Below are 431 nucleotides of genomic sequence, written 5' to 3'. Positions count from 1 at the left end.
CCTCGCGTACACGTACGACGGAGAAGGAAACACGACCCAGCAGGTGCAGGAATCGGCGACGAAGAACCTCACCACCGACTATGCGTACGATCCGCTCGGACGCCTGGTCGGTTCCACGCGCACCGATGGGGCCAAGGCGACGTACTCGTACGACGCGAACGGCAACCAGATCGGCGGGACGGACACCGACCGGCTCACGGGACAGCTGGTGAAGTTCTCCGCGACGTTCAACCCGGCGAATCAGCTCACGGAGCGCAAGACGGACCCATCTGCGGGGCTCTCGTTGGATGGTCCCGCAGGGACAGTCGTGAAGAACACGTTCGACCGGGCAGGAAACATCACGGTCCAGAAGACCGAGTCGACACGGCAGGTGAACGGGAACTCCGGACACACCGAGACCGCCGCGGTGACCGCGAAGAACACCTTCGACT

Annotated in this window: 1 protein-coding gene; it reads left to right on the top strand. The window is 63.6% G+C overall.

Annotated elements, in window-relative coordinates; translation table 11 throughout:
• The coding region (locus AC1DLI_RS34405; RefSeq protein ID WP_477610226.1) for an RHS repeat domain-containing protein at positions 1-431 on the top strand (431 nt) is incomplete at both ends.

The organism is Paenibacillus sp. 01T443 (genome assembly GCF_056398325.1).
The sequence above is the reverse complement of the archived record's forward strand: the minus strand, read 5'-3'. Positions and strand labels throughout refer to the sequence as shown.